Origin of the sequence: Pseudomonas pichavaramensis (assembly GCF_050473265.1) — a bacterium.
Lineage (GTDB): Bacteria > Pseudomonadota > Gammaproteobacteria > Pseudomonadales > Pseudomonadaceae > Aquipseudomonas.
Genome location: NZ_JBJKFJ010000002.1, coordinates 384,588 through 411,298, shown reverse-complemented (window position 1 = coordinate 411,298; position 26,711 = coordinate 384,588). Strand labels below are relative to the sequence as shown.

The 26,711-nt window shown below is 60.0% G+C and carries 20 protein-coding genes and 1 tRNA gene; 9 read left to right on the top strand and 12 right to left on the bottom strand.

Annotated features, from left to right (window positions below):
- The first annotated feature begins 131 nt into the window (after positions 1–131).
- Positions 132–4,973, top strand: a complete 4,842-nt coding sequence (locus ACJRW5_RS05440; RefSeq protein ID WP_484569510.1) for an NAD-glutamate dehydrogenase — start codon at positions 132–134, stop codon at positions 4,971–4,973.
- 310 nt (positions 4,974–5,283) lie between these two features.
- Here ACJRW5_RS05440 and ACJRW5_RS05435 read toward each other — a convergent pair whose 3' ends face one another.
- The 3 genes from ACJRW5_RS05435 to ACJRW5_RS05425 all read right to left on the bottom strand — a co-directional run bounded on the left by ACJRW5_RS05435 (position 5,284) and on the right by ACJRW5_RS05425 (position 10,234).
- Positions 5,284–6,018 (bottom strand): IS110 family transposase, encoded by a 735-nt coding sequence (locus ACJRW5_RS05435; protein WP_484569509.1) that lies wholly within the window; start codon positions 6,016–6,018, stop codon positions 5,284–5,286.
- 525 nt (positions 6,019–6,543) lie between these two features.
- Positions 6,544–8,556, bottom strand: coding sequence for a TonB-dependent receptor (locus ACJRW5_RS05430; protein WP_484569508.1), 2,013 nt, complete (start codon positions 8,554–8,556; stop codon positions 6,544–6,546).
- Positions 8,557–8,800: 244 nt separating this feature from the next.
- Entirely contained in the window at positions 8,801–10,234 is a 1,434-nt protein-coding gene (locus ACJRW5_RS05425) for a M48 family metalloprotease (RefSeq protein ID WP_484569507.1), read from the bottom strand.
- Between the two features lie 108 nt (positions 10,235–10,342).
- Between ACJRW5_RS05425 and ACJRW5_RS05420 the strand changes: the two genes are divergently transcribed.
- Positions 10,343–10,582: a sulfurtransferase TusA family protein gene (locus ACJRW5_RS05420; protein ID WP_484569506.1), complete on the top strand. Its 240-nt coding sequence runs from the start codon at positions 10,343–10,345 to the stop codon at positions 10,580–10,582.
- A gap of 40 nt (positions 10,583–10,622) precedes the next feature.
- On the top strand, positions 10,623–11,690 hold the full coding sequence (locus ACJRW5_RS05415) for an AI-2E family transporter (protein ID WP_484569505.1): 1,068 nt from the start codon (positions 10,623–10,625) through the stop codon (positions 11,688–11,690).
- 190 nt (positions 11,691–11,880) lie between these two features.
- Here ACJRW5_RS05415 and ACJRW5_RS05410 read toward each other — a convergent pair whose 3' ends face one another.
- Together ACJRW5_RS05410 and ACJRW5_RS05405 are read right to left on the bottom strand one after the other, a co-directional pair.
- On the bottom strand, positions 11,881–12,354 hold the full coding sequence (locus ACJRW5_RS05410; protein ID WP_484569504.1) for a peroxiredoxin: 474 nt from the start codon (positions 12,352–12,354) through the stop codon (positions 11,881–11,883).
- Between the two features lie 22 nt (positions 12,355–12,376).
- On the bottom strand, positions 12,377–12,934 hold the full coding sequence (locus ACJRW5_RS05405; RefSeq protein ID WP_484569503.1) for a glycine cleavage system transcriptional repressor: 558 nt from the start codon (positions 12,932–12,934) through the stop codon (positions 12,377–12,379).
- A 204-nt stretch (positions 12,935–13,138) separates the two neighbouring features.
- On the opposite strand from ACJRW5_RS05405, the gene dapA reads away from it, so the two are divergent.
- From dapA to ACJRW5_RS05380, 5 genes are all read left to right on the top strand, one after another.
- Positions 13,139–14,017 carry a 4-hydroxy-tetrahydrodipicolinate synthase gene (gene dapA, locus ACJRW5_RS05400; protein WP_484569502.1) on the top strand — a complete coding sequence of 293 codons (879 nt, stop codon included), beginning with the start codon at positions 13,139–13,141 and terminating at the stop codon, positions 14,015–14,017.
- Positions 14,018–14,033: 16 nt separating this feature from the next.
- Positions 14,034–15,155, top strand: a complete 1,122-nt coding sequence (bamC, locus tag ACJRW5_RS05395; RefSeq protein WP_484569501.1) for an outer membrane protein assembly factor BamC — start codon at positions 14,034–14,036, stop codon at positions 15,153–15,155.
- Between the two features lie 89 nt (positions 15,156–15,244).
- A complete protein-coding gene (locus tag ACJRW5_RS05390; protein ID WP_484569500.1) occupies positions 15,245–16,114 on the top strand; it encodes a phosphoribosylaminoimidazolesuccinocarboxamide synthase in 870 nt (289 codons plus the stop codon).
- 378 nt (positions 16,115–16,492) lie between these two features.
- The gene (locus ACJRW5_RS05385) at positions 16,493–17,548 is read left to right on the top strand and encodes a hypothetical protein (protein WP_484569499.1); all 1,056 of its coding nucleotides are present in this window, start codon (positions 16,493–16,495) and stop codon (positions 17,546–17,548) included.
- A complete protein-coding gene (locus tag ACJRW5_RS05380; protein ID WP_484569498.1) occupies positions 17,545–18,057 on the top strand; it encodes a hypothetical protein in 513 nt (170 codons plus the stop codon). Before ACJRW5_RS05385 ends, ACJRW5_RS05380 begins: the two co-directional genes overlap by 4 nt.
- Before the next feature lie 840 nt (positions 18,058–18,897).
- Here the strand turns inward: ACJRW5_RS05380 and ACJRW5_RS05375 are convergent.
- A complete protein-coding gene (locus ACJRW5_RS05375) occupies positions 18,898–19,188 on the bottom strand; it encodes a carboxypeptidase-like regulatory domain-containing protein (RefSeq protein ID WP_484569497.1) in 291 nt (96 codons plus the stop codon).
- Between the two features lie 148 nt (positions 19,189–19,336).
- Positions 19,337–19,426: transfer RNA gene (locus ACJRW5_RS05370), tRNA-Ser, on the bottom strand.
- 662 nt (positions 19,427–20,088) lie between these two features.
- On the opposite strand from ACJRW5_RS05370, the gene ACJRW5_RS05365 reads away from it, so the two are divergent.
- Positions 20,089–20,769, top strand: coding sequence for a polysaccharide lyase family 7 protein (locus ACJRW5_RS05365; RefSeq protein ID WP_484569496.1), 681 nt, complete (start codon positions 20,089–20,091; stop codon positions 20,767–20,769).
- 163 nt (positions 20,770–20,932) lie between these two features.
- On the opposite strand, the gene ACJRW5_RS05360 is transcribed toward ACJRW5_RS05365, so the two are convergent.
- The 5 genes from ACJRW5_RS05360 to ACJRW5_RS05340 are packed head-to-tail and all read right to left on the bottom strand — an operon-like array spanning position 20,933 to position 26,710.
- Positions 20,933–22,405 carry a right-handed parallel beta-helix repeat-containing protein gene (locus ACJRW5_RS05360; RefSeq protein WP_484569495.1) on the bottom strand — a complete coding sequence of 491 codons (1,473 nt, stop codon included), beginning with the start codon at positions 22,403–22,405 and terminating at the stop codon, positions 20,933–20,935.
- 14 nt (positions 22,406–22,419) lie between these two features.
- The gene (locus tag ACJRW5_RS05355) at positions 22,420–23,523 is read right to left on the bottom strand and encodes a polysaccharide lyase (protein WP_484569494.1); all 1,104 of its coding nucleotides are present in this window, start codon (positions 23,521–23,523) and stop codon (positions 22,420–22,422) included.
- A complete protein-coding gene (locus tag ACJRW5_RS05350; protein WP_484569493.1) occupies positions 23,514–24,917 on the bottom strand; it encodes an alginate O-acetyltransferase AlgX-related protein in 1,404 nt (467 codons plus the stop codon). The genes ACJRW5_RS05355 and ACJRW5_RS05350 overlap by 10 nt, the downstream gene beginning before the upstream one ends.
- A 48-nt stretch (positions 24,918–24,965) precedes the next feature.
- Positions 24,966–25,607, bottom strand: a complete 642-nt coding sequence (locus ACJRW5_RS05345; protein ID WP_484569492.1) for an alginate O-acetyltransferase AlgF — start codon at positions 25,605–25,607, stop codon at positions 24,966–24,968.
- Positions 25,608–25,633: 26 nt separating this feature from the next.
- A complete protein-coding gene (locus ACJRW5_RS05340) occupies positions 25,634–26,710 on the bottom strand; it encodes an alginate O-acetyltransferase (protein WP_484569491.1) in 1,077 nt (358 codons plus the stop codon).
- Position 26,711 lies beyond the last annotated feature (1 nt).

Sequence of the window (26,711 nt, the reverse complement as noted above, 5' to 3'; positions counted from 1 at the left end):
AGTCGCTTCCTTCACGCCGGTCCGATGCGACTCGCAGGTGTCATCGTCGCTTCATGGACTAACGTTGAACTAACAACCCGCGGCAGCGATCCAGACGTCCTGTCGAACCATCAGCCCAACGGAGCAAAAACATGGCGTTCTTTACGGCGGCCAGCAAAGCCGACTTCCAGCACCAACTGCAAGCGGCCCTGGCGCAGCACGTGAGTGAGCAGGCGCTGCCACAAGTAGCCCTTTTCGCCGAACAATTCTTCGGCATCATCGCTCTCGAGGAACTGACCCAGCGGCGTCTTTCCGATCTGGTCGGCTGCACGTTGTCGGCCTGGCGCATGCTGGAGCAGTTCGAGCACACCAAACCGCAAGTGCGGGCGTTCAACCCCGACTACGAGAAGCATGGCTGGCAGTCCACCCACACCGCGGTGGAAATTCTGCATGGCGACATCCCGTTCCTGGTCGACTCGGTGCGCATGGAGCTGAACCGCCACGGCTACAGCATCCACACCCTGCAGAACAGCGTATTCAGCGTGCGTCGTGACAAGAACGGTCAACTGCTGGAAATCCTCCCGCGGGGCACCCAGGGCGAGGGCGTGCTGCAGGAAGCGCTGATGTTCCTGGAGATCGACCGCTGCGCCGGCTCCGCCGAACTGAAGACGCTGGAGAAAGCCATCCACGAAGTGTTCGGCGATGTGCGCATGAGCGTGGCCGACTTCCAGCCGATGAAGGCCAAGGCGCGCGAGCTGCTGGCCTGGCTGGATCGCGCCAAGCTCAAGGTGGACAAGGCCGAGCTGGAAGAGATCAAGGTCTTCCTTGGCTGGCTGCTGGACAACCATTTCACCTTCCTCGGTTACGAGGAATTCACCGTGGCGCCGACTGCCGATGGCGGCAGCATGGTTTACGACGAGAAATCCCTGCTCGGCCTGTCCAAACGCCTGCGCACCGGGCTATCGAGTGAGGAGCTGCATATCGAGCCGGAGGCCGTGGCCTATTTGCGTGAGCCGCAGCTGCTGTCGTTCGCTAAGGCCGCGGTACCGAGCCGTGTGCATCGTCCGGCTTACCCGGATTTCGTCTCCATCCGCGAGCTCGATGCCAAGGGCAACGTGATCAAGGAATGCCGTTTCATGGGCCTGTACACCTCGGCGGTGTATGCCGAGAGCGTATGGAACATTCCCTACATTCGCCGCAAGGTGGATGTGATCAAGCAGCGGTCCGGTTTCGACAGCAGCGCGCATCTGGGCAAGGAGCTTGCGCAGGTGCTGGAGGTGCTGCCGCGCGACGATCTGTTCCAGACGCCGGTGGACGACCTGTTCAGCACGGCCATGGCCATCGTGCAGATCCAGGAGCGCAACAAGATCCGCGTGTTCCTGCGTCGTGACCCCTATGGCCGCTTCTGCTACTGCCTGGCCTACGTGCCGCGCGACGTGTACTCCACCGAAACCCGGGTGAAGATCCAGCAGGTGCTGATGGAGCGTCTGCAGGCCACCGATTGCGAGTTCTGGACCTTCTTCTCCGAGTCGGTGCTGGCGCGCGTGCAATTCATTCTGCGCGTCGATCCGAAGAACAAGGCGCAGATCGACCCTGTGCGCCTGGAGAAGGAAGTCATCCAGGCCTGCCGTTCGTGGAAGGACGACTATGCCGGCCTGATGGTGGAGAGTCTTGGCGAGGCTCAGGGCACCAACGTGTTGGCTGAGTTCCCCGGTGGTTTCCCGGCCGGCTATCGCGAGCGCTTCGCCCCGCATTCGGCGGTGGTGGACATGCAGCATCTGCTCAGCCTGAGTACGGAAAAGCCGCTGGTGATGAGCTTCTATCAGCCGCTGACGCAGAGTGGCCAGCAGCTGCACTGCAAGCTCTATCACGCCGACTCACCGCTGCCGCTGTCCGATGTCATGCCGGTGCTGGAGAACCTCGGCCTGCGTGTGCTGGGCGAATTCCCCTACAAACTGCGCCGGGCCGATGGTCGCGAATTCTGGATTCATGACTTCGCCTTCACCTACGCCGAAGGCCTGGACGTCGACATCCAGCAGCTCAACGACACCCTGCAGGACGCCTTCATTCATATCGTCGGTGGCGATGCCGAGAACGACGCCTTCAACCGCATGGTGCTGACCGCCGCCATGCCCTGGCGTGACGTGGCGCTGCTGCGTGCCTACGCGCGTTACCTCAAGCAGATCCGCCTGGGTTTCTCGCTGAGCTACATCGCCGCGACCTTGGTCAATCATGCCGATATCGCCAAGGAGCTGGTGCGCCTGTTCCGCACCCGTTTCTACCTGGCGCGCAAGCTGACCGCCGAAGACCTGGAAGACAAGCAACAGAAGCTCGAACAGGCCATTCTCGCCGCCCTGGACGACGTTGCCGTGCTCAACGAGGACCGCATCCTGCGGCGCTACCTGGACCTGATCAAGGCCACCCTGCGCACCAACTTCTACCAGAACGGCGAGCATGGCCAGGGCAAGGCCTACTTCAGCTTCAAGCTCAGCCCGCGCCTGATTCCGGACATCCCGCGGCCGGTGCCGAAGTTCGAAATCTTCGTCTACAGCCCGCGTGTCGAGGGTGTGCACCTGCGTTTCGGCGACGTCGCCCGTGGCGGCCTGCGCTGGTCGGACCGCGAGGAGGACTTCCGCACCGAAGTGCTTGGTCTGGTCAAAGCGCAGCAGGTGAAGAATGCGGTGATTGTGCCGATGGGCGCCAAGGGTGGCTTCGTGCCGCGCCGGATGCCGGTCGGCGGCAGCCGCGACGAGGTGATGGCTGAGGGCATCGCCTGCTACCGCATCTTCATCAGCGGCCTGCTCGACATCACCGACAACCTCAAGGATGGCGAGGTGGTGCCGCCGCAGAACGTCGTACGCCACGACGCCGACGACCCCTATCTGGTGGTGGCGGCAGACAAGGGCACCGCGACCTTCTCCGACATCGCCAACGGCATCGCCGCCGAGTACGGCTTCTGGCTCGGCGACGCCTTCGCCTCCGGCGGCTCGGCCGGTTACGACCACAAGGGCATGGGCATCACCGCCAAGGGCGGCTGGGTTTCGGTGCAGCGTCACTTCCGTGAGCGCGGCATCGACGTGCAGAAGGACAATGTCACGGTGATCGGTATCGGCGACATGGCCGGCGACGTATTCGGCAATGGCCTGCTGCTGTCGGAAAGCCTGCAACTGGTGGCTGCGTTCAACCACATGCACATCTTCATCGACCCCAACCCGGATGCGGCGAGAAGCTTCATCGAGCGCAAGCGCCTGTTCGAACTGCCGCGTTCGAGCTGGGCCGACTACGATGCCAAGCTGATCTCCGATGGCGGCGGCATCTTCCTGCGCAGCGCCAAGAGCATTGCCATCAGCCCGCAGATGAAGGCGCGTTTCGATATCGCTGCTGACCGTCTGGCGCCCACCGAGCTGCTCCACGCACTGCTCAAGGCACCGGTCGATCTGCTGTGGAACGGCGGCATCGGCACCTACGTGAAATCCAGCAAGGAAAGCCACGGCGACGTGGGCGACAAGGCCAACGACGCGCTGCGCGTGGACGGTCGCGAATTGCGCGCCAAGGTGGTGGGCGAGGGCGGCAACCTGGGCATGACCCAGCTCGGTCGCGTCGAGTTCGGCCTGCACGGCGGTGCCAGCAACACCGACTTCATCGACAACGCCGGTGGCGTGGACTGTTCCGACCATGAGGTCAATATCAAGATCCTGCTCGGCGAAATCGTCGCTGGCGGCGACATGACCGAGAAGCAGCGCAACAAGCTGCTGGCACAAATGACCGACGATGTTTCCGAGTTGGTGCTCGGCAACAACTACAAGCAGACCCAGGCGTTGTCGCTGGCCGAGCGCCGCGCGCGTGAACGGGCTGGCGAGTACAAACGCCTGATGAATGCGCTGGAAAGCGCCGGCAAGCTGGATCGTGCCCTGGAGTTCCTGCCGTCGGACGAGGAGCTTAACGAGCGCGCCAACAGCGGTCAGGGGCTGACCCGTCCAGAGCTGTCGGTGCTGATCTCCTACAGCAAGATCGATCTCAAGGAATCGTTGCTCAAATCCCAGGTGCCGGATGACGACTACCTGGCCCGTGAGATGGAAACGGCCTTCCCGGCGATCCTCACCGACAAGTTCGCTGACGCCATGCGTCGTCATCGCCTCAAGCGCGAGATCGTCAGCACGCAGATCGCCAACGACCTGATCAATCACATGGGCATCACCTTCGTGCAGCGCCTGAAGGAGTCCACCGGCATGAGCGCGGCCAACGTCGCTGGCGCTTATGTCATCGTCCGTGATCTGTTTCGCCTGCCGCACTGGTGGCAGCAGATCGAGGCGCTGGACTATAAGGTGCCGGCAGATCTGCAGCTGCAGCTGATGGACGAGCTGATGCGCCTGGGCCGTCGCGCCACGCGCTGGTTCCTGCGCAGCCGCCGTAACGAGCTGGACGCTGCCCGCGACGTGGCGCATTTCGCGCCGCGTATCGAGGCGCTGGTCGGTCGCCTGGACGAGCTGCTTGAAGGCCCAGCACGCGAGCAATGGCTGGCGCGCTACCAGGGCTTCGTCGAGGCCGGCACGCCGGAGGAACTGGCGCGTGTGGTCGCCGGTACCAGCCACTTGTACACCCTGCTGCCGATCATCGAAGCGGCGGACGTGACCGGCAAGGACGCCAGCGAAGTGGCCACCGCCTACTTCGCCGTGGGAGGTGCGCTGGAGCTGTCCTGGTATCTGCAGCAGATCACCAACCTGCCGGTGGAGAACAACTGGCAGGCGCTGGCGCGTGAGGCCTTCCGCGACGACCTCGACTGGCAGCAGCGGGCGATCACCGTTTCGGTGCTGCAGATGGTCGACGGCCCGCAGGAGATCGAAGCGCGGGTGGCGCTGTGGCTCGATCAGCATCAGCGTCTAGTCGATCGCTGGAAGACGATGCTGGCCGACTTGCGCTCGGCAACCGGTACCGACTACGCCATGTACGCCGTGGCCAACCGCGAGCTGATGGACCTGGCACAAAGCGCCTGAGCTGTTAGCTGAAATAAAGAGCCCCGCCTGGTGCGGGGCTTTTTCATGTTTGGCAGTTGGATATTTTCCGACACGTAGATCCTATGTTCGACCGCAAGCCTGTTGTCCGATCCTATTGCGGTCAAAAGGTATTCCTGAACGCCACACGGCGAAGGCAATTCGCAGGAGTTTGCGAGCAATGATGCAGTTCACGGCTGTCTTGCTTAGCCCATGCGCTAGCCAGGCTGCACGCTCGCTTTGCCAGAGACCGGCCCGACAGGCTCCTTGCGCGGCGAGGTAGAGCAACCGCCGGTACTCTGGATGGCCTTGCTTAGAGAGCTTTCTGCTCCCCTGATAACACCCGTGATTCACGTGGACGTGGGTCGAGACCAAACGCTGCCACCAGGGCATCGCTGCGACGATAGTCGGTTTGGCTCAGGTGCTGGCTCAGGGCAATGCTGACAAGCGGACCGATACCCATGATGCTTTGTAGTAAACGACGCTGTTCTGCCAAGCGTGGGGTCTGGGCCAACAGCCGTTCCAGTTCTACATCAAGCGTGCTCAACAGCTTGCGGTACTCCGCCAGAAGGGGCTGCAAAGCCTGTTGCAACCAGGTCTCACCATGGCTGCTTTGCAGCAACGCCGCACGTTGCTTTACCAGCAGATGGCGCCGCCGCACCAGGCTGGCAATGCCCCGCTGCTCCGCCGTAGGCGGAACAAACGGATGGGCCTGATCGGTTTCGTTGTGAACAAAGCGGGCAATGCCTCGCGCATCCAGCAGGTCGGTCTTGCCCCGTTGCCGCTGGCTGCTCAGGTAGCGGGCAACCTGTCGTGGATTGAAGACATAGACACAGTGACCGGCGGCATAGGCCCGTTCGGCCAACTGTACGTGGTAGGTACTAGTTGCCTCCATGCCAATGCGACACCCTGGAGGCAGCCCTTTCAGCCAACGCTGGATAGCCGCCGGCCGATTGGCCAGGCAGACGACCTGTCCCTGACCATAGGTCGCCACCACCAACTCATCCTTGCTGACATCCACTCCGATATCGATCAATGCCTGGTTCATCCCGGCAGCCCTCTCAGTTGACGATTAAACTGTCGAGGCCGGGGCGGCATCAGCTTGAGTGTGAGCTTGCTAGCTATCGGCGATCGGGGTCGTCGCCGTGCGAAAGGTTCGGACCTCGCCGCTGCATCCCTAATCGACACTGCGGCTGATGAAGCAGGGAATCGCTACTGGAGTCTGTTCGCGTACGCGACAGATAGCCCGGATAGTCCCTCCGCCTCGGCACTCTTTTGGCTTACCTCTTCCACTTTAGAGTGCCTGATGAACATACAAGCCCGGATGCAATCCGGGGCATGCTTGACACGATGTCCCCGGATTGCATCCAGGCTACGAGGCTGTCGCGGCTGAAGCCCCTCCCACTGGCGGGTAGCCGTCAGAACGCCAGGCGCTGGGCCTCCATCTCGGAGTCTGTTGTACAAGCCTGCGTTTGTGGGAGGCGCTTCAGCGGCGACGGTCGCGGTTACGCCTGAGGAGGTAGGGCGAAGCAGGATGCCAGAGCCAAAAGCCCCTCCCACAGACGGGTAACCGTCAGAACGCCAGGTGCACACCCAGGGTCAGGTTGCGTCCCGGCTGCAGCACATCGTCCTTGATGAAGGAGGTGTGCTGGCGAACCTTCTCGTCGAGCAGATTGTCGCCCTTGAGGTAGACCAGGTAGTCGGTGGCATCGAGCCTGCCGCGGTAGCTGAGGCCGGCACCCAGCAGGTTGTGGCCGCTGGTCTTGCTTTCATAGGCGGCGATGTCGTCCTGGCGTTGCACGCGGATCAGCTCCAGTTGGCCGCCGAGTCGCTCGCTGAAGGCCTGCTCCAGGCGTATGCCGAGCCGGTCGGCGGGAATCCGCGGCAGGTCTCCGCCACCGCTGCGCAGCTTGCCGCGCACGTGGTCGCCGAACAGGCTCAGGGCCGTGGCATCGGTTGCCTGGAAGCGCACTTCGCCCTCGGCTCCGACCAGCACGGCATCCTGCTGGCGATACTCGATCTCGCGGTAGCCGCCGCCGACGTCATGCCCGGTGTCGGCGGCATGGTTGAAATCGTCGACCTGGTTGCGGAACAGGCTGAAGCTGAAGGTGGTGCGCCCGGCAAACTTGCGCAGGGTCAGTTCGACGTTGTGCGAGGTTTCCTCGTTCAGCTCCGGATCGCCCAACTCGACGGTACGGGTCGCCGCGTGCGGGCCGTTGGCGTACAGCTCCTCGGCCGTGGGCAGGCGTTGCGAGCGCGACAGGGAGAAGCCCAGCGAGTATTGCGGCGCGAAAGTCCACACCGCGCCGGCTGACATCGAGGTGCCGCTGTGACGCCTGTCCTTGGCACCGTCGGCGTCGATCGTCTGCCATTCGTGGCGCAGGCCGAGTTCGTAGCGCCAGGCGCCGACACTGTATTCCTCGAGCAGGAACAGGCCGTGGTTACGAGTGAGCGTGGGCGGTACGTAGGCTTCATCGCCGCTGGCTTCGAAGTCGCGGCGCAAGGTCTGCGCGCCGAGCACTCCGCGCCAGCCGAACAGGGGGGCATGAGTCAGCTCCAGGCGGGCGTCGTTGGCGTCGTTGTCGAAGCGGGTGCCCACCTCTGCGCCTTCGATCTCCTTGTGCTGGTAATCGCTGTGGCCGACGCGCAGACGCGCCAGCTCGAAGCCAGGCAGTGGATCGTTGAGCTCGCCGCGCAGGTCCCAGCGTTTCTGGCGCATATCCACGTAGGGCGTGTTGTCCTCGTGATCCTCGTCATCGTGGTCGTGTCCATGGCCGCCGCAGTGCCAGTCGCGCGGGCCGTGGGTGTGGCAGTGGGCGTGCTCGTGGGCGAGCAGACCGTAGCGGATGTTCTGTTCGCCGTAGGCCAGGCCGATATAGCCGCGCTCGCCGATGAAGCTGCCGCCCAGGGTGTAGCTGTCGGTGTCGTTGTAGGAGCCTTGCTGCCTGCCGGGCGAGCCAGGGATGTCGTACTCGTCGTCCTGGCGCTTGCTGCCTTCCACGCGCAAGGCGAAGTTGCCGGTGCCGGCGGTGATGCCCAAGGCCCCGGCACCACTATCGGCCACGCTGCCTGCGCGCAGTTCCACTTCGCCTTCGTAACCTTTCTCTGGCACGTAAGTGGGGATCTTATGGTCGATCACGTTGACCACGCCGCCAATGGCACCACCGCCGTAGAGCAGAGTGGCCGGACCTTTCAGCACTTCGATGCGCTCGCTCAGCAGCGGTTCGCTGGTGATGGCGTGGTCGGGGCTGATGGTCGAGGCGTCGAGCACCTCCACGCCATCGCTGAGCACCTTGACCCGGGCGCCGTCCAGGCCGCGGATCACCGGACGGCCAACACCGGGGCCGAAACTGCTGGAGCGTACGCCGGGCAGCTTGTCCAGGGTCGCACCCAATGTCGCCTCGCGGCGCGTGACCAGTTCGTCGCCTTCCAGCACCTCGGCCGGGGTGGTCATTTCGTGGGGTTGGCTGGCCAGGCTGCTGGCGCTGACGATCGAGGGCTGCAGGTACGTGACGTCCGCCGACCAGGCAGAGGGTATCAACGCCAGGCCTACGGCCCAGGCGAGTGGGCGCTTGGGAAATGACATGCGACTTCTCCGTGTTATGAGGTTTAGAGCCCGCGTGAGCTGCGGGTTGCAAGGTGCTGGGGAGTGAAGCGTGGCAGTGGCGCCGTCAGATACTGTTAAAAATGTTATTACATAACATTTTATAGTAGCAATAGTGCCACCATTCACATGACCCGATCTAGGGCGGTCGGCAGAGGTTCTTCGGTAGGCGAGTCGTCGCGCCACCGGCATCGGCAGGTGGCGCGGCGGCAAGAAAAAGGAGCGGTCAGCGCAGCATCTGCTCGACCAAGCGTTTCTCTTCGCTAAGTTCACGCTGACGCGCATCGATGCGTGAAGCCAGTTGGAAGTTGTTGCTGGCGCGGCGTTTGGCGTAGTCCAGCTGTTCGATGGCCTGGTTGTAGTCACCCACCAGGGCGAAGAACTCCGCGCGGGCCTGGTGCAGGCCGATGGTGTTGCCGCTCAGGCCACGTACCTCGGCGACCTGGTACCAGACGTCCGGGTCCTTGTCGCGATTCTTCAGCAAGTCATCCAGGGCGCGTTCGGCATCGGCAATGCGCTGCTGCTTGAGCAGCAGGTCGATGCCGCTCTGCTGCAACGGGTAGTTGCTTGGATACAGATTACGCATGCGCTCCTGGCGTCGCTGTGCGGCATCCAGGCGGTTGGCGGCCATGTCCAGCTCGATCTGCGCCAGGTTGTAGGTAATGTCGTCCGGGCTCTTGCTCAGCAGCGGGGCCAGCGTCTTGCCGGCCTCGTCCAGTTGACCGGTCTTCATTTGTGCCAGAACCAGGCCGTAGCGCGCGGCATCGAGCCGCGGATTTTCGTCGAGCATGGCGCGGAAGCGTTTGGCCGCGACGCCTGGTGTCTCTTCGTAGGTCAGCTGTACGCGGGCACGCATCAATTGATAGCGCAGGCTGTCTTCGCGACCTTCGACCGGATATTGCTCGGCGCGGTTGCGGGTGTCAGCGATACGCGATTCGGAAACCGGGTGAGTCAGCAGGAATTCGGGCGGCTTGGCGTCATAGCGGTACTGGCGCATCAGTCGTTCGAACATCGACGGCATGGCGCGTGGGTCGTAGCCGGCCTTCTCCAGGTTGACCAGGCCGATGCGGTCGGCCTCCTGTTCGTTCTGACGGGAGAAGCGGCGCTGCTCCTGAATCGCCGCTGCCTGGGTCGACATGATCGTGGCGATACCGGCGTCCCCGGCGCCTGCCGCTGCAGCGACGATGCCGGCCAGCATCGCGGCCATCAGTGGCAGTTGCATACGCTGCTGGGCCTCGACGCCGCGGGCGAAGTGGCGTTGCGACAAGTGCGCCAGTTCGTGCGCCATTACCGAGGCGTACTCGGCCTCGGTCTGGGCATAGAGGAACAGACCGCCATTGACCCCGACGATACCGCCGGGCGCGGCGAAGGCGTTGAGCTGTGGGCTGTTGAGCAGGACGAACTCCAGGCGGCGATCCTGCAGCTGGCTGGTTTCCGACAGGCGATAAACGCTGGTCTCGACGAAGTCCTTCAGCTGCGGATCATCCAGTTGCGAAACCTGGCCGCGCAGCAGACCAAGCCAGGCGCGGCCGAGTTGGTGTTCTTGCTGGGGAGACACGATCGAGGAGCTGGCATCGCCAAGCGACGGCAGGTCACTGGCGCCCGTATGGGCAGCGAACAGGCAGGCCAGCGTCAGCAGGGTGGGGCGCAGAAAAGTCATGCACTCAAGGCTCTCGGACGGCAAAGGGGTTACTGTAGCCGGCCAGCTACCGCGCTGGCCAGGGTTGCAGTGGCTTGGTTATCCTAGCGCCCTTATCAGGAGTAGACGATGACAGACGTACCGGCTTTCGATGCCGAACTCGACGCATGCGGGCTCAACTGCCCGTTGCCTTTGCTCAAAGCCAAGCTCGAACTCAATCGCCTGGCCAGTGGCGCCGTGCTCAAGGTCAGTGCTACCGATGCCGGCTCGCAACGTGACTTTCGGGCTTTTGCCTCCTTGGCCGGGCATGCGCTGTTACATGAAGAAATCGATTCGGGTGTCTATCGCTATTGGTTGCGCAAGGCCTGAGCATCTACTCCCCGGTATCACTGCAAATTAAGGATTGTTGATGGTCAAGGTTTTACGTGACTGGCTGTACCGCTACTTCTCCGATGAGCAGGCGGTGGTGCTGGCAGTGCTGCTGGTACTGGGGTTCGCGGTGGTGCTGACCCTGGGCGGCATGCTCGCGCCGGTGTTGACCGGTCTGGTACTGGCCTTCCTGATGCAGGGCATGGTTAATGGCCTGGAGCGTCTGAAAGTGCCGCAGGTGCTTGCCGTGTGGCTGGTGTTCACCCTGTTCATGGGCTGTCTGGTGGTGTTCCTACTGGTGCTGATGCCGTTGCTCTGGCAACAGCTCAGTACCCTGTTCAACGAGCTGCCGCGCATGGCTGCGGAATGGCAGTCGGTGTTCATGCTGCTGCCTGAGCGCTACCCGAACCTGATCAGCGATGCGCAGATCGTGCAACTGATCAACAGCATGCGCGGTGAAGCTGGCAAGTTTGGTCAGTGGGCGCTGTCGTTCTCGCTGTCCAGCCTGCCGATGCTGGTCAGCGTCATGATCTACCTGGTGCTGGTACCGATTCTGGTGTTCTTCTTTCTCAAGGATCGTGAGCAGATCGGCCAATGGTTTCGCGGTTATCTGCCGCGCGAGCGTGCGCTGATCACTCAGGTCGCGCAGGAGATGAATCAGCAGATCGCCAACTACATCCGCGGCAAGTTCATCGAGATCATCATCTGCGGCGTGGTCACCTACATCGCCTTTGCCTATCTGGGGCTGAACTATGCGGCGCTGCTGGCATTGCTGGTGGGGCTGTCAGTGGTGGTGCCTTATATCGGCGCAGTGGTGGTGACCGTGCCGGTGGCGCTGATTGGCCTGTTTCAGTGGGGCTGGAGCGATCAGTTCATCTATCTGATGGTGGTCTACGGCATCATCCAGGCGCTCGATGGCAACGTGCTGGTGCCGTTGCTGTTCTCTGAAGCGGTCAACCTGCACCCGGTGGCGATCATCTGCGCCGTGCTGCTGTTCGGTGGGCTGTGGGGCTTTTGGGGGGTGTTCTTCGCCATTCCGCTGGCGACCCTGTTCAAGGCTGTGCTCAATGCCTGGCCGCGTACCGAGCTGGAGCCTGCACAGGCCTGATCAATGGGCTGCGCCGCTCCCACAGGGTTGGCGCTGATCTTGTGGGAGGGGCTTTAGCCGCGATAAGCGCTCGCCGCTAAAGCGCCTCCCACAGTCGTCGCCGCACAGGTAGCCCGGATGCAATCCGGGGGGGCGCGAGGGATGTTTGCGACAGCATCGCTGATAAGTCCGCGCCTGCACGTACCAGCGCTCAGCGCTTGTGCAGTTCCTGCGCGGCAGCCAGCACCTTGTCGACATGGCCGGCGACCTTGACGTTGCGCCATTCTTCGCGCAGCACGCCATCCTTGTCGATGAGAAAGGTGCTGCGCACGATGCCCATGTATTCCTTGCCGTAGTTCTTCTTCAGCTGGTACACGCCGAACAGGTCGCACAGGGCGTGCTCTTCGTCACTGATCAGTTCGAAGGGGAACTCCTGCTTGCACTTGAAGCTTTCGTGTTTTTTCAGGCTGTCCATCGATACGCCGAAGATCAGCGTGTTGGCAGCCTTGAATTGTTCGAAGCGGGCGCGGAAGTCCAGACCCTCGGTGGTGCAGCCCGGCGTGGCGTCCTTCGGGTAGAAATACAGCACGACCTGCTGGCCCTTGAGGGCTGACAGTTTGACCTGCTGGCCGCTGGTGGCCTCGGCCTGGAAGTCGGAAACGGGTTGATCGATGGTTACAGTCATGGTGACTCCTTGATGCAGTCTGTCACGGGTTCTGCGGGCGCCACGGCTCGATCAGCGCATCCAGGTTCAACGCATCGGCGAAATCCAGGAACTGATCGCGCAGCCAGCTGATCTGGGTGCCGGCGGGCAGCGTCACGGTGAGGGTGGCATTGAGCATGGTGCCGCCGGTCTGTGGCGCCTGATAGGTGTCGCAGGTCAGGCTTTCCAGCTCGACGCGGTGGTCGATGAAGAACTGGCACAGCTCATTGAGAATGTCCGGGCGATACACCGCGCTGACGTAAGCGACATAGGGCAGCGCCTGTGGCCGGGCTTCTGCAGCAGCGCTGCGGATCACGTTGACCGAAAAATCATGTTTCTTGGCCAGCAGCGGCAGGCTCGACTCCAGACGCGCAAGAGCATCCCAGCTGCCGGACACCTGCAGCACCAGAGCGCTGAACTCTCCATGGCGGCTCAGGCGAGTGCTGATCACGGCGCAGCGGTTTTCATGGCTGGTGCGGCTGAGCAGGTTGGTCAGGGCCATGGCGTCGCGGCCGAGCGCACTGATAACAAGGAATTGTTCGCGAACGGGGGGGGTGGACATGCAGCCTTCCTAAAGCGATGAACGGTCTGCGCTCAAGGCGCCGCAGACCAAAGCGAGCAGGTTAGCGAAAAGCACCGCCGAGGGGAATGGCGGTGCTGCCCCCGTCTACTCAGTATGAGAGCTGAGAAGCCCTTGTCCGTTGCTTGTGCCGGACTGGTGGCACCAGTACCATTACGGCTCAATTTTTCCGGCAGGAGCAGTTGCATGATTGCGGGCAGTATGGTGGCACTGGTCACGCCCATGGATGCGCAGGGTGATCTGGATTGGGAGGCCCTGAGCAAATTGGTGGATTTCCACCTGCAAGAGGGCACCAATGCCATCGTCGCGGTCGGCACCACCGGTGAATCCGCCACGCTGGAGGTGGGTGAGCACGTCGAAGTGATCAAGCGCGTAGTCAACCAGGTGGCAGGCCGCATCCCAGTGATCGCCGGGACCGGTGGCAACTCCACCCGTGAATCGGTCGAACTGACCCGCGCTGCCAAGGATGTCGGTGCCGACGCCGCCCTGCTGGTGACCCCGTATTACAACAAGCCGACCCAGGAAGGCCTCTACCTGCACTTCCGGCATATCGCCGAAGCCGTCGCCCTGCCGCAGATTCTCTACAACGTGCCGGGCCGCACCGTGTGCGACATGCTGCCGGAGACCGTCGAGCGCCTGTCGAAGATCGACAACATCATCGGCATCAAGGAAGCCACTGGCGATCTGCAGCGCGCCCAGGACGTACTGGATCGCGTCAGCAAGGACTTCCTCGTCTATTCCGGTGACGACGCCACGGCTGTCGAGCTCATGCTACTGGGCGGCAAAGGCAACATCTCCGTCACCGCCAACGTCGCGCCGCGTGCCATGAGCGACCTGTGCGCCGCTGCCATGCGCGGCGAGGCGGCCATCGCCCGCGCCATCAACGACCGCCTGATGCCGCTGCACAAGGCGCTGTTCATGGAGTCCAACCCGATTCCGGTGAAATGGGCGATGCATGAAATGGGCATGATGGGCGACGGCATTCGCCTGCCACTGACCTGGCTCAGCCCGCGCTGTCACGAACCGCTGCGCCAGGCCATGCGCCAGTGCGGCGTATTGGCTTAATCGAGGAATTCTACGCATGAAGCGACTGGCCGGATTTTCCGCCCTTGCTCTGATCGTCTCCAGTACCAGCGGTTGTGGCTGGCTCTGGGGTGAAGATGGCTACTTCCGTGATCGCGGTAGCGATTATCTGGAAGCGCGCCAGACTGCTCCAATGCAGCTGCCAGCCGATGTCCAGGCCAAGCGCCTGGACCCGTTGCTGCCGGTTCCTGCCCAGGTTGCCAGCAGCACAGCAACGCCTGATGAGTTCGAAGTGCCGCGTCCGCAGGGGCTGCAGGTGCGTGCCGACGAGCGCGAGTTCACTCTGCAGCGCAGTGGCGAGTCGCGCTGGGTCGTTGCCCAGCGCGTGCCTGCCGAGGTCTGGCCGCTGGCCCGTCAGTTCTTCGAAGACAACGGCTTCCGTATTGCCAGCGAGCGCCCGCAGGTCGGTGAATTCACCACCACCTGGCAGCGTTTCGACGAGCTTTCCAGCAGCATGGCGCGTCGCCTGAGCAGCCGAGTTTCCGGTGTCGAACCGGATGCCGAGACCCGTGTGCGTGTGCGCATCGAGCCTGGCGTGCAACGCAACACCAGTGAAGTCTTCATCACCAGCGCCGAGCGCGCTGCCGGCAGTACTGCCGACGTCGACTTCGCCGCCCGTAGTGGCAATGCCAGCCTGGAAGCTGCGTTGCTCGACGAAATGCTGGTCAGCATGGCGCGCGGCGTGGAGCAGGGCGGCAGCGTCTCGCTGCTCGCCGCTCGCGACTTCGATGCGCCGAGCCGTGTCAGCCTGAGCGAAGACGGTAACGGCAACCCGGTACTTAACCTCGGTGCCGATTTCGATCGCGCCTGGTCGGGTGTAGGTCGTTCGCTGGAGCTGGGTGATGTACGCGTTGACGACCTCAACCGCAGCCTTGGCCTGTATTACATCAACCTGGCCGAAGGTGCCCAGGTCAACGAGGAGAAGCCCGGCTTCTTCGGTCGCATGTTCGGCAGTGAGCCGAGCAAGGAAGAGATCGAAGCCCGTGCCGAGCGCTATCAGGTGCGCCTGACTCCGGTTGGCGAAGGTGTGCAGGTCACGGTGGAAAAAGACCTCAACACCATTGCGCCGTCCGACGTATCGCGCCGCGTGCTGAGCCTGATTCAGGACAACCTCGGCTGATTCAGGCGCCCAGCGCCCCAGCCGTCAATCGATAGGCGAAACCCACAAAGGTTTCGCCTGTTTTGTTTGCCACGAACGGAAATGCCGACATGAGCACACCCACCACCCTGAGCCTGAAGAAAATCTACTCGGGCAAGGTCCGCGACCTCTACGAAATCGACGACAAGCGCATGCTGATGGTGGCCACCGATCGTCTGTCGGCATTCGATGTCATCCTCGAGCAGCCGATCCCGGAGAAGGGCAAGATCCTCACTGCCATCTCCAACTTCTGGTTCGACAAACTGGCTGGTGTGGTGCCCAACCATTTCACCGGTGACAAGGTCGAAGATGTCGTGCCGGCCGCTGAACTGCCTCTGGTAGAAGGCCGTGCGGTCGTCGCCAAGCGCCTCAAGCCGGTCGCTGTAGAGGCCATCGTGCGTGGCTATATCGTCGGCTCCGGCTGGAAGGAATACCAGAAGAGCGGCACCGTCTGCGGTATCGCCCTGCCGGCCGGCCTGAAAGAAGCGGCCAAGCTGCCTCAACCGATCTTCACCCCTTCGACCAAGGCCGCCGTGGGCGATCATGACGAGAACATCAGCTTCGAGCAGTGCGAAGCCATCATCGGCGCCGAACTGGCTGCTCAGGTGCGTGACACGGCGATCAAGCTGTACACCACGGCTGTCGAGTACGCCGCTACCCGCGGCATCATCATCGCCGATACCAAGTTCGAATTCGGCCTGGACGAAGACGGCACCCTGACTCTGATGGACGAAGTGCTGACCCCGGACTCCAGCCGCTTCTGGCCGGCCGACAGCTACGCCGAAGGCAGCAACCCGCCGAGCTTCGACAAGCAGTTCGTGCGCGACTGGCTGGAATCCACCGGCTGGAACAAACAGGCCCCGGCCCCGGCTGTACCGGCTGACGTGGCGCAGAAGACCGCGGACAAATACCGCGAGGCGCTGACGCGATTGACCGAATAATCCGCGGTTAGATTTGGTGTATAAGAGCCGCGCTCCTTGTAAGAGGGGCGCGGCTTTTTCATATCTGGCTTGCGCCCTGCACCCGGGGGCGGGCGAGCTGATCTGGAAAAGCAAAAGCCCCGAACTGCAGAGCAATTCGGGGCTTTTCTGTATGGCGGGAAGATTGGGGTTTGAACCCGTTTTAGCGTATGCCCGTTGCTGCCCATCGTTGCCCAAAGCCAGAGAAATCGGGGCTTTCACCTCATACCTCCTGCCCATTGCGGCACTCTGTTGCCCGCTAATTTCGACACTTTTTCGACATATCTACTAGACATATCATCGATAGGTGACTAGCTTTTGGCCATCACTCATTGTCATGCAAGTCTGTAAGGATTACTGATGCTAGAGGCAAAGGTTAAGTTTTTTGATATTAAAAAGTGTGGTTTTTACCTCCGCGGTAGTGATCAAACTCATTTTAGTAACTTAAATGATATCCTCCAAAAACTTAGTCTTTGGGCTGGCGATGGTCGTGAGTTTGTCAATACGACAACTTACGAAGCTGATCCTGATAATGATCTAAGAAATACTTACTTTTGTAACTGGCATTTAAATCAAGTTAACGGGGATAGCATTCTCATACTTTGGAATGAGGTTCCTAATGATAATGGCGTTATCTATGGAATGAATCCAATGGATATGCCAGGTAGTACAAGCATGTTGACCACTGGTTTTGGTAATACTCCCGCCATTCCGGGCTTTCCAAGCTATTTTTGGTTTGTCCCTGAAAGAAATGTATTTGCAACTTTACGATTCACTCATTCTATCCAAGGCAAAAAGAATCTTGATCATTATATGAATGGGTATCTCGCCAACAAATCGCCATACAGGGTTGTTAATGAGGCGCAAGTAATAACAGGCTATTCTGCCACTGGCCTGCACACCCCTCAAAGTGACCGAACCACCTCAAAATTTTATGCTCTTGGTAGAAAGCAAGAGGAGCTGGAGGCTGAGCTTTTAACAAACCTAAATAAAATAAGGAAAATCATAAAAAAAGAGACCCTCCAGTACACCGTGGAAGATGATCGCCGGACTCTGGAGCGCGTTTTCGCTGGATTGTTAGGCAATTCACCAACCTTTAATCATACTCGAACTATAACGCATGAGCTTCAGTTTGAGCCTTCTGAGCAACAACTGCGACAAATTATATCAAGCTACTCAGAGATGAATACATCCAGCAATATCCGCAATGTTGGATTTGTATATAATGATGGAAGAAGAATAATGCTGAATGGCGCTAGCGTTTCATTCTCGGCTCAGATCAACGCTACGAGGGAGGAAAACCAAATCCTTACTCCGCAGTCATTGTTAACTGCAATTACTTCTCAAAGGCAGGATTTGCTTAGGCCTCTTGATGGGCCCGCTTTTGAAATAGAGCTTCAGGCTGCAGCTCAATGATTAAATATCTTGTTCTTTCTTTTATATCCTTTGTTGCTACTTTTGTACTAAGGGATACGGTTCTATCTGTCAGCTATTCGGATTACAAAGACACTCTATCCGCTCTTCTTAATATATCGTCAATAATATTTGCAATAATAGGGGCTTGGATTGCTATTATCTATCCAAGAGCAATAGGAAGGGCATTCAAAGGTGTTACGCCTGCTGATAAAGCGCTAAAGGATGCCAACACTGATGCAAGCTATTTAAGCGAGCTTGTGGAAATAGTTATGGTTTCCGCGATTGTGCTTATGATAGTTCTTTTTGTGCATTTTGCAGTTCCTTTTGCAAGGATACTTATATCAGGTGACTTTGTTGTATATGCAAAGTATTTCGGTTTTTTCTTGTTTTCACTTTTAACGCTTGCGCAGCTCTATGCCGTGTTTAGAGTGATATTGGCCAATTACTTCTTTTTAAATGAAATCAGAAACAAGAATGTTGATGACCATATTGATACTCTTCATAAGTGAGGTGTAATCCTCTACTTTAATTCGGTCTCTTGAATTGCTGTCTAGTATTCTTGCGCCTGCTGCTAAAATACGTGCTCGTCAATTCAGCTAAAATATATCTTCTCTTGAGTGAGCGTATACGGTAGACCGCTCTCCAGTCCCTACCGTAATAACAATCCAATAATCTTTTGCGCTTCTACTTTTCAGAGGCAGGACAGCGTCAAGTCGGTTAATAGTCATAAAGTCTCCGGGGCCTATTACCTTCCCGATTTCGTGCCTTGTGCTTACATTCTCGATATCCCATGCGCCATCAGGTTTGCGGTACCCATACCCAACAGAGACATAATTTATTCTTTTGCGCTTTCCATGCTTCGGATTATTGGCAAAAAAGGGGACAGATTTATTTTTTTGACAGACGAGCGCAATAAATAAATCTGTCCCCTTTTCCTATCGTCCCCTTTTCCTATCCTTGAATCCCCCTTCCGTACGGGCGTACCAACGCTTGGCTACTTCCTGGGTGATCGCTATCCCGCGTTCTGATCGGTCAAGTTTCGGTTGGCCTCGTCGTACTCGAGGCTGGTCTGGCCACTCTCGGGTGCAATGGCACATCTGGCCAGCCACAGAGCGTAAGAGGGGTATAGTTACATCGGATCATGGGAGGGCTTATGCGCGACTTTATTCGACATCAGAGGCAAGCCAAGCAATATGAGGAATTCATGCAGAGCAAGGTTGCCGCTGCCAGGGCGTCGCTAGAGGCTGGTCGTGGTCGTTCCAATGGCGATGTAGAAGCCGAGTTCGCCGCTCGTCGTGCCGAACACCTGGGGTTGTCGCGCTGACAGGAAGCCAGCGCGAGCACATCCGTTATTGGCGCGGCGTCAGTTCGATATCGTGAATGTTCTGGTTACCCACGCTTTTGGTGTAGATGTTGTAACCGGGGGCGTTGACGAAAATGACGTGCTGCGGAATGAATGGGCCGGTGACCGAATAGGAGCCCATGGCGTTGGTCGTGGTGCTTACGTTGTTTATCGTTACCGCCGCCGATGAGATCGGGTTGCCAGTAGGCTTGTCGCGTACCACGCCGCTTACGGTCGTACAGCCTGCAAGGAGGGCAACGAGGGGGAGGGCCATAAGCAGCTTCTTGAGGGATGGCATACATCTTCTTCCGTGGTTGTAGTGCGCCAATGATTAGCACTTTGCCATCACGTGTCTAGCTTTCCTTCCTTGCTTTCGACACCTTGCATGTCGCAGAAAGCAAAAGCCCCCGAAACTCTAGGAATTTCAGGGGCTTAAGCTTGATATATGGCGGGAAGATAGGGATTTGAACCCTAGGTGCCATTGCTGACACAACGGATTTCGAATCCGTCCCGTTCGACCACTCCGGCATCTTCCCAAGCGGCGCGCATCATAACAGCTTGAACGGGTTTGGCGAAGCTTATTTTTTAAAAAATCTTGTTCTATCAGACGGTTGTGATGAGTGCGCAGGTGAGGACTTCTCCAGAGCACGCGTGCTGAGGCCGAGCTTGCCTCACCATGGCGCTGTGCTGATCGTGCTCCACGATGACGACCTGCTGGAGCAGGCGAGTGGCGTCCTGCGATGGGGAACCGAACAGCCGCAGGCGAATGCAGCCACGCGAGCGGCAATCAGTGCCTGCAGTGTATGCACGTTGTATGCGCACCGGACAATGCCAGTGGCGCCTAAAGACGCGGTTAAGGCAGAGGGCTGATGCGGAAAGTTTTGCCGGCTGAAGAACTCTCGATTCGCTCACATTTCCTGCATTCAGCCGAGCGGCGTAAACCACCCGTTGTCTTCGGGCGCGGATGTGGCCTCAGGTAGAGAGTCGTTACAGGGCAAGGCGAAAGACCGGGCGTTCGATGGCTTCGTTTTTTAGTCAAAAAAACATCGTCAAAATAATGATGGGTGGTGGTTAATCAACGCAGAACTCAAAGCTAAGCTCGTCCCACGTCAGCAGGCGCGCCCAGTCATGTTGCAGGGCGGCTGTCTGATGGAGTTGAGTAGGCCTGCGTTGGCCGTTCTATCCATGGAGTTGCGTCATGATCGATCTTGCCACCTGGAACCTGACCATTCCCGTAGGCGTGCCTGCGACCGTTATCGATACGCCCCTGTTGGTCGGTGGCTATCAGGATGATTACTTTCAGTCCCGCGACGGGCGAGTTTTCTTGTGGGCGCCGGCCAATGGCTCAACTACCAGCAATTCGGTGTATCCACGCAGCGAGCTGAGGGAAACCTACGCTGACGGCACGCTGCGCAACTGGTCCTACAGCGCTGCGAACGATATGTTGAGCGCTACCGCCAGAATCACCCAGGTGCCAGCCAGCGGCATGCTGGCGTTCTCGCAGATTCACTCCAAGCAAGGCAGCTCACCACCCTTGATGCTGGGCTATCAGTATTTGCCGCAGAGTGGCTATGGCAATGTGGTGATCGCATTCCGGGCGAAGCCCAGTGATGCAGATTCCACCAAGTTCGTATTGTCGAACAAGATCAGGTTGGATCAGGACTTCAGCTATGAAATCCACCTGGCCAAGAACGGCACCCTCACCATTGGCCTGGTCGAGCCAGGAGGGGCGGTGAAAACCTGGAGCCGTAGTTTGAACAAGGCCTGGGCGAGCCACCCTCTGTACTTCAAGGCGGGGGTTTACACCCTCGACAACAGCGGCAACGAAACCAACGCGGGTGCAGCGAGCTTCAGCCAGCTGAAGGCCGAACATCGCTAGTGTCACAACACGGATCACATGTCGGCATGTGCTCGGGTGCTTTTGGGTAGGGTGCGCTGCGCGCACCGCGAAGGACGCAGTACTTGCCTGGTGCGCACGGCACACCGTACGAAAAACCGTCCGACCGACAGTTGATCTGTGACGCAACACTAGCTGTTGCTCTCTAGTTGCTGCAGGTCGGAGCGTTGGCGTTGCTGGAATCTGGGGCCTGGGAAATCTGCAGGTGACAACTGCGGCGCACGGTGCTGTCGAGTATCTGGCTTTGCAGCGGCAGCAGGTCGCCTATCAGCAGGTTCTGCAGCAGCGGGGTGGCCTTGAACTGGTTATCGCCCAGTATGGTGTTCTGCATGCCTTCCACCCGGATCATGGCCTTGCCGATGCTTTCCAGTGTATTGCCGGTGATCACCAGCTCCCCGGCCGTGGGTTGAGCGTTGCGCAGGCTGATGGCGTATTCCGGTGTGGAGTGGATGCGGTTGCCCACGATCAGCGCGCTGCTTAGCTCGGCGGCGTCGATGGCGCTCAGTTTGCTGTTGGCGATCAGATTGTCCTGAATCAGCAATCCCGCGTCGTCTCCGCTCTGCCGTAGCATCAGGCCGTAACCTTGGGACGCGCCCAATCGGTTGCCTTGAATCAGCAGCGCACCATGCTGTGCGCTGACCTCTATGGCGCTCTTGCCCGCGTGCAGAATCAGGTTGTTCTGGATGCGTCCGCTACTGCTGCCGCTGATGCGTACGCCGCTGTTGTTCTTTACGCCGTCGATACGGTTGTCGGCTACCAGGAATCGACTGTTGCCGAGGTCAATGGCGTACTGCTGCTGCTTGATGAACTGGTTGTTACGCACCCGCGCGTGGCTGTGGCTCAAGTCCAGTGCGCTGGCCATTTCCTCGAAGCGGCTGTCATCGATCTGGATCTGGGCCGGTGCGCGATTTGCCGATTGCTGTGAACTCAAGCCACTGCTTATACCGCGCGAAAGGTTGGCGTTATAGCCGATCTTGACCAGCTGCGATTTGTCGACCAGCAGACGGCTGCCTGCCCAGTTCATGATGAAGGGCCGCGTGGGGCGGTCAGTGGCTGCGGTGCGGCCATCGCTCCAGCTTTGCAGGCGTGAGTTCTGCACGCGCAGTAAGCCCTGGTTGATCAGTGCTGTGCCCGATGGCCCAAACAGGTAGAGGATCTGATCGTCGATCAGCAGCGCGGCATCTTCGGCGATCATCAGCGGGTAGCTGAGCAGGTAGCCATCCTCATGGCGTCCCAGAACCCTGGCATCGTTCAGTTGCGTGCGAAGTTGCTCCAGTGTGACGCTGCCACCACGAATTACCACCGCGCGTGGGTGCTGCGCCTGATAGCTGGCGATTGCCCGGAACAGACCGTTGTGCACGAATGGCTCGAAAGGCCAACTGCCTGCCTGCGCAGAATACATGGGCTCCAGACTCACGCTGCCACGCTGGCTGGGGCCCTGCATGTCAAACGCCGGAAGTTGACTGCGTTGCAGGATGCGCGCGCTGGTGCGCTGCTGTTCTTGCTGCTGCCATTGAGAGTCAAGTGTGCGCAGCCCGGCCGGTGCGCCGAGGGCCGCCAGGCTAAAGGTGCAGGCCGTCAGCAGTAGTGCGCTGGATAGAGTCAATGCCTGTGACATGGCTGTGTCCTGGGTCAGTTGAGCTGGGGGTACAGCGGCTTCAGGTCGCCGCCAACCTGGCTGTAGTGATTGATCTCATCGCCTTGCGCCTGATAGAGCCGGCGGGCCCACTGATGCTGCGGATAGCGGTTGAGGAAGGGCAGCAACCAGACCATCTTGTGCGGGCCGACTTCGGTCTGGCGTTCGCTCAGCTCGGGCAGGGTCTTGGGTTCGAGTACGGCGCGGATAGCGAAGTTGGCCAGACCAGCGAGTTTGCTGCGCTCCTGCTCGCTGAGAGGGCGACCGTTGAACTCCGCTGCCTCGACCAGCAACATCAGCGGTACCAGCGCGTAGTGGCTGTAGTCTGCAGCCAGCCGACCCCTGGCCACTTCCAGCGGCAGGTACTGATAGTCGCCGTCGCCTTGAGCCAGCTGGCTGAACGCCCGACGCAAGGCGACGTCGGCCCAGGCCAGGCCCTTGTCGTCATCGAGCAGCATGGCGGCGGCGGCGACGGCCCAGGCAGCCCAGTAGTCATGGTTGTTGAAGTAGATGCCGGTGTCGTAGCGACGAGGTTCGTACTCGGCGACTACTTTGGCCGACAGCTGTTGCAGCCAGCGCCTCTGGACGGGGCTCAACTGATAATGGCGGTCGCTCAGGGCCTGGACCTTGAGCAGGGTGGAGGCGATGGCGGCCAGGGCCCATTTGCGCGAGGCCACGCCAGTCTTGCTGGCGTCATCGCTGAGCAGGGCCGATTTGCTGGCCCAGGCGTCCAGCCATTGGTCCAGGCAGGCCAGGGCGATGTTGGCCTCGTTGGCCTTGCTGGTGCGCTGGAACACTTGGACGGCTTTTATCAGACCGCCGATATAGCCCTGAACCTGCTTGCGGATGCGCTGAGTGTCCTTGCTCTGCTGCGCCACCAGACGGCTCTTGCTGGCGTCGCTCTGATCGTACTTGCTGTCCAGCTGCAGGTGACCGGTGTAGGCGGGGGGCGGTGCCTTCGGGCAGCGCTCCTGGCGATAGTCGCCCAGCAGGCTGGAGGCTGCCGTGGGCTGTGCTGGCCAGATCGACTGCGCTGCGTTGGCGCTCAGCGAGCCGGCAAGTAACAGCAGCAGGCCTGTCAGGCGGATGCTCACAGGCATAGCTTGGTCTCGATCTTGAACGGTTGTTCGACGGTCTGCGTGGGCTCGAGCAGCACCGATAGCAGGTTGGCGCCCTGAAACTCTGGCGCACGGCTCAGTTCGAGGTAGTACTGGCCGCCGGTGACGATGGCTTCACGGCGGAACCACACCTTGTCGCGGGTGCCGTTGTCGTAGTAGGTGATGATGTAGAAGTTCTTGATATTGGGGTCGCTGATGCGGATGTCGAGCACGGCATTGCGACCCTTGAGGTCCTTGAGGCTTTCGCCCGTATTGCTGAGCAATTCCAGGCGGTCGTTGAGGCCCATGCTTGGACGTTCCAGTTGGGCTTCGAGCACATTGTCGCTGGCCTTGCAGCCGCCATTCACCGCCGGGATCAGCTGGCGATAGGTCAGTTCACCATCCAGACGGTAGTTGGCAGGCAGCTCCCAGATGATCAGCTTCGGCGCTTTGTCCGGGGAGTAGTTGTTCGACAGCAGGTACTCCAGCAACGAACCGTCCTGGCCGGCACCGGGCAGAGCGTAGTTGATCAGATCGGTGCTCAGGTACTGCTTGAGGAAGCCGTCGAAGTTGAATTGCTTGGTTTCATCTTCCCGGGCTGCGGAGTTACTCGTACCGACCAATACCACCTCGGGGTCGGGCTGCTCTTCGAACAGCAGTGCTGCGTCGTTGCTTTCCGGCACTGTCTGGTAGCCCGGAACGAACTGGTAGCCGAAGTGGTTGCCACAGATGGAGGCCAGGCCGAGGTTGAGCGTGCCGTCCTTGTACAGCGTCAAGGTCTGTTCGGTGACATAGCCCTTGCGTGGCAGCTGCGCGTAGACGGGGCTCTGGCGAATGGCCTCGGCAGTGATCCGGGCGGTGGATTGCGCGCCCACGGGCGTCCAGTGGTGGTCGCGGCGGAAGAAGAAGTCCTTCGGCGGATTGTCCACCAGGGTCATGATGTCGGGGACAATGGCACCGGCATCGCGCATCTGCTGCAGGAACCGGCGCAGGCTGCTGCTGGCTTTCTGGTAGTCGAAACCATGGGCCTGACCCGGCAGCAATTGAGCTCGATGCATCAGGCCACGAGTCGGCTGAACCGCCACCGCGACCTGAGTGCCGTGTTTGGCGAAGGCCTGCATCAGACGGGCGAACTCCGGTTGCGCAGCCGCTGGAATGCCGAAGTCGTTGGTCAGGTCGACCTCCGAACGAAATAGCCAGCGGTCTTTTCCCGGGACGATCTGCTTGAGCGCTTTCATGTTGCCCTCGGCATATTCCTCGGGCGCACTGAGGCGTGGGCAGATCAGGCACTGCAGATCCTTGCAGTCTTCGGCTTGCTCGGCTTGGGCAGCGACCGGGGCAGCATGTGCGCCCGCGGTGATCAGGCTGCCGAGGGCGAGTAGGAGATAGTGCTTCATGCTCTTGGAGGTCATCGTCCGCTCACTTGTTTGGCCTGTCCTTCGGATTCATTCCGTAGGGTCGATGCTGTTCGCCAGGGTTATCGCGCGCAGGCCGTTGCCAGCCGGCAGCAGGGCGTAGCTGTAGGAGCGGCCTTTCTTCAGGAACAGTTCGTCAAAATCGATCAGCCTGGCGTCTTCGGCATAGGCGGCGAAGGCGATTTTCAGCTCGTTGACCATCCGGCTGCCGGTCTGGTCTTGTCCGATTGTGTCGACCACCACATGCTGGCCATCCAGGGTTTTCAGTGCAGCCGGCTTGGCGGTGAAGTTGTAGAACGCGATCTGTGCCTTGCGCGGTTCGTTGACGAACTGGTCGGCGATCAGCAGCAGCTTGCCGTCACGGTACAGAACGGTGCTGGCGGTGTTGGCCTTGAGTTCCTGCTCAAGCGCCTGGCCGGCGATGCTGATGCGCTGCATACCGGGGGCTACGAAACGGTAGCCGCCGAACTGCCCGCTGCTCACAGCCTGAGGCTTGTTCTTGCCACTGAGAGTGACTTCCACGTTGCTTTCGCTCAGGTTCAGAACCCTTACGAATGCCGAGTTGGCCGGCGCGACCGGGTCGTAGAGATCAGCGTTGTTGTCCTGGGCTGCCTGGGCGACGGCAGTGCCGAGTAGCAACAAGGTCAGAACACGCAGAATGAAATGGGGCATACAGGTACCTCGTAATGTATGGGGTGTCAGGGCGAAGGGATCTGGCGTTGGGCGAGGAGGGTGCGTACGGGAAATTCCCATATCACTGTCTGTATCTCGCTGCCGGCGGCAGCCGGGCCGGCCAGGAATTCGTTCATGGACTGGAATGGGCCACGGGCTTCCAGGGCGACGCTTACCAGGTCGCGCTGCAAGGCCTGCTTGAGGAAGCCGGCGAAGTTCCAGTCGTCAATGCGGGTGTAGCTGGTGCCGACCAGAGCGAGGGAAATCGCCTCATCACCGAACAGGCTGTCGCCGAGACCGCTGCTGTCTTGCTTGAGGGTTTCCTGGAGCTGGATATACACCGGCTTGAAATAGCTGGGCGCCATCCGGTGGTCGAATTTCAGGTAATTGAGCAGGTCTCCGTCGATCCGTTTCTCGCTGACGACTTGAGTGATGTATGGCGTATCGCCCTGCAGGTCCGGGTATCGCTGTGCCAGCGTCTGCGCCGCCAATTCGGCGCCTCTGGGGCTCCAGTGGGTGTCGTTACGCAGGAACAGCGGCTCGGAGGCCGCGACGTTCAAGTAGGCGCTGCGCAGATCCACCGTATCGATACCGCGCTCGGCCAGGCGCTGATTGAAGCGCTGGTAGAGACCGCTGATCTGTTGCGAGGGAACGTAGCTCGAATGCATTGCGTAGGTGTCGAGCTTCATCGGCACCGGCAGCATGACCAGGCGCTTGCCTTTCTGCGCCAGTTGCTCGTGAATCTTGTCGATCAGCGCCAGCTGCTTGTCCAGGTTGTGTTCCAGATCGCTGGGCAGCAGGTATTCCTGATTGGTGAACAACCAACCGTCGCGGCCCAGCACCACGCCGCTGGCTCCTTCGCGGAAGATGGCATGCTGGATATTCGCCCAGAGTTCTACCGACGGGTCACGCAGGAACAGGCGTTTGTCGTAGAACTGCTCGAACTTGCGCACCAGCTTGCCGTCGAGAAACAGCGAAAGAGCCTGGGTCTGGGTGTTGGAGAAGGCGAACACCGCAGGTAGCGAGTACAGGAACATGCCGCACAACATCACGCAGAACATAATGCCGTTGATCTTGCTGGCCGAGTTCATTACCGGAAACATG